2 protein-coding genes are annotated in these 3,415 nt (G+C 71.7%); both read left to right on the forward strand.

The features are described 5' to 3' along the window. The first annotated feature begins 160 nt into the window (after positions 1 to 160). Positions 161 to 2,365: a methylmalonyl-CoA mutase gene (scpA, locus tag ABD308_RS36360; protein ID WP_344344474.1), complete on the forward strand. Its 2,205-nt coding sequence runs from the start codon at positions 161 to 163 to the stop codon at positions 2,363 to 2,365. A gap of 12 nt (positions 2,366 to 2,377) precedes the next feature. After that, positions 2,378 to 3,367 carry a methylmalonyl Co-A mutase-associated GTPase MeaB gene (meaB, locus tag ABD308_RS36365; protein WP_344344476.1) on the forward strand — a complete coding sequence of 330 codons (990 nt, stop codon included), beginning with the start codon at positions 2,378 to 2,380 and terminating at the stop codon, positions 3,365 to 3,367. The last annotated feature ends 48 nt before the right edge of the window (positions 3,368 to 3,415 follow it).

Consider the following 3,415-nt stretch of genomic DNA (forward strand, 5'->3'; position numbering starts at 1 on the left):
GGGGGGTGCTGCTGGCCGGCCGGCCGGGCGCCACGCCGCCGGCGGGCGTGGACGAGTTCGTCTTCGCGGGCGGCGACGCGGTCGCCGTGCTGACCTCCCTGCTCGACCAGATCGACCAGATCGACCAGATCCACGAGATCGACCAGATCGGAGTCGCCCGATGATCCCCGACTTCACCTCGATCGGGCTGGACGCGGACGCCGCCGACGGTGTCACCGAGGGCCAGTGGCGCGCCGCCTGGCGCGAGGCCACCGGCAAGGACGTCGACGAGCAGCTCTGGGACACCCCCGAGGGCATCGGCGTCAAGCCGCTGTACACCGCCGAGGACCTCGCGGGCCTGGACTTCCTGGGCACCTACCCGGGCATCGCCCCCTACCTGCGCGGCCCGTACCCGACGATGTACGTCAACCAGCCGTGGACGGTGCGCCAGTACGCGGGCTTCTCCACCGCCGAGGAGTCCAACGCCTTCTACCGCCGCAACCTGGCGGCTGGTCAGAAGGGCCTGTCGGTCGCCTTCGACCTGCCGACCCACCGCGGCTACGACAGCGACCACCCCCGGGTGACCGGGGACGTCGGCATGGCGGGCGTCGCGATCGACTCGATCTACGACATGCGCCAGCTGTTCGACGGCATCCCGCTGGACCGGATGTCGGTGTCGATGACGATGAACGGCGCCGTGCTGCCGGTCCTCGCGCTGTACATCGTGGCGGCCGAGGAGCAGGGCGTACCGCCCGAGAAGCTGGCCGGGACCATCCAGAACGACATCCTCAAGGAGTTCATGGTCCGCAACACCTACATCTACCCGCCGCAGCCGTCGATGCGGATCATCTCGGACATCTTCGCGTACACCTCGCAGAAGATGCCCCGGTACAACTCGATCTCCATCTCCGGCTACCACATCCAGGAGGCCGGGGCCACCGCCGACCTGGAGCTGGCCTACACCCTGGCCGACGGCGTGGAGTACCTGCGGGCCGGGCTGGACGTCGGTCTCGACGTGGACGCGTTCGCGCCGCGCCTGTCCTTCTTCTGGGCGATCGGCATGAACTTCTTCATGGAGGTCGCCAAGCTGCGCGCGGCCCGCCTGCTCTGGGCCAAGCTGGTCAAGCAGTTCGACCCGAAGAACGCCAAGTCGCTGTCGCTGCGCACCCATTCGCAGACCTCCGGCTGGTCGCTCACCGCGCAGGACGTCTTCAACAACGTCACCCGCACCTGTGTGGAGGCGATGGCCGCCACCCAGGGCCACACCCAGTCGCTGCACACCAACGCGTTGGACGAAGCGCTGGCGCTGCCGACCGACTTCTCCGCCCGCATCGCCCGCAACACCCAGCTGCTGCTCCAGCAGGAGTCCGGCACCTGCCGGGTCATCGACCCGTGGGGCGGCTCGGCGTACGTCGAGAAGCTGACCAACGACCTGGCGAACCGCGCCTGGCAGCACATCCAGGAGGTCGAGGCGGCCGGCGGCATGGCCAAGGCGATCGACGCGGGCATCCCCAAGCTGCGCGTCGAGGAGGCCGCCGCCCGCACCCAGGCGCGGATCGACTCCGGCCGTCAGCCGGTGATCGGCGTCAACAAGTACCGGGTGGAGAGCGACGAGCAGATCGAGGTGCTCAAGGTCGACAACTCCTCGGTGCGCGCCCGCCAGATCGAGAAGCTGCGCCGGCTGCGCGAGGAGCGCGACGAGGCCGCCACCCGTTCCGCGCTGGACGCGCTGACCCGGGCCGCCGAGGCCGGGCCCTCGCGCGGCGGTTCGCTGGACGGCAACCTGCTGCACCTGGCGGTGAACGCGGCCCGCGCCAAGGCCACCGTCGGCGAGATCTCGGACGCCCTGGAGAAGGTGTACGGCCGCCACTCCGGCCAGATCCGTACCATCTCGGGTGTGTACCGAGACGAAGCGGGCCCCTCGGCCCCCCTGCAGCGCACCCGGGACCTGGTCGAGCGGTTCGAGCAGGCCGAGGGCCGCCGTCCGCGCATCCTGGTCGCCAAGATGGGCCAGGACGGCCACGACCGGGGGCAGAAGGTGATCGCCACCGCCTTCGCCGACCTGGGCTTCACGGTGGACGTCGGCCCGCTGTTCCAGACCCCGGCCGAGGTGGCCCGCCAGGCCGTCGAGGCGGACGTGCACATCGTCGGCGTCTCCTCGCTGGCCGCCGGGCACCTCACCCTGGTGCCCGCGCTGCGCGCCGAACTGGCCGAGGCGGGCCGGGAGGACATCACCATCGTGGTCGGCGGGGTGATCCCCCCGCAGGACTTCGACGCGCTGTACGAGGCGGGCGCCGCGGCGGTCTTCCCGCCCGGCACGGTGATCCCGGAGGCCGCGTACGACCTGCTGAAGTCGCTCGCCGCCGACCTCGGTCACGAGCTCTGAGGCGCTGATCCGATGGCGCCCCGGACGATCGACCTCGACAGCTACGCGACGGGCGTGCGGGAGGGCTCGCGCGCGTACATCGCGCGGGCCATCACCCTCGTCGAGTCCACCCGGCCGGACCACCGCGCGCTGGCGCAGCGGCTGCTGACGATGCTGCTGCCGCACGCGGGCGGTGCGGTGCGGGTGGGCATCACGGGGGTGCCCGGTGTCGGCAAGTCGACCTTCATCGACGCCTTCGGCACCATGCTCACCGGGCTCGGGCACAGGGTCGCGGTGCTGGCCGTCGACCCGACGTCCAGCCGCACCGGCGGCTCGATCCTGGGCGACAAGACCCGGATGGAGCGGCTGGCGGTCGACCCGAACGCGTTCGTCCGCCCCTCCCCCACCTCCGGCACGCTCGGCGGGGTGGCCAAGGCCACCCGGGAGTCGATGCTGGTGATGGAGGCGGCGGGCTACGACGTGGTGCTGGTGGAGACGGTCGGCGTCGGCCAGTCGGAGACCACGGTGGCCGGCATGGTGGACTCCTTCCTGCTGCTGTCGCTGGCCCGCACCGGCGACCAGCTGCAGGGCATCAAGAAGGGCGTGCTGGAGCTCGCCGACGTCATCGCGGTCAACAAGGCGGACGGTCCGCACGAGACCGACGCCAAGGCCGCCGCCCGGGAACTCGCCGGCGCGCTGCGGCTGTTGCAGGCCCCGGACGCGCCGTGGACGCCGCCGGTGCTGACCTGCTCGGGCCGCGACGGCAGCGGGCTGGACGTGCTCTGGGAGCGGCTCCAGCAGCACCGCAAGGTGCTGGACGCGACCGGCGCGCTGGCCGCCAAGCGGCGCGACCAGCAGGTGGAGTGGACCTGGGCGATGGTCCACGACCAGCTCCTCGCCCGCCTCCACGCCCACCCCGACGTCACCCGCCTCGTCCCCGACCTCGAACGCCAGGTCCGCGACGGCGAACTGACCGCGACACTCGCGGCAGACCGCATCCTGGACGTCTTCGGCCTGCACTGACCCACTACGCCACCACGAGCCCGAGCGCCGTGCCCCACCCGTGCGTGG

It is taken from the genome of Kitasatospora putterlickiae (assembly GCF_039527695.1).
GTDB classification, from domain to species: domain Bacteria; phylum Actinomycetota; class Actinomycetes; order Streptomycetales; family Streptomycetaceae; genus Kitasatospora; species Kitasatospora putterlickiae.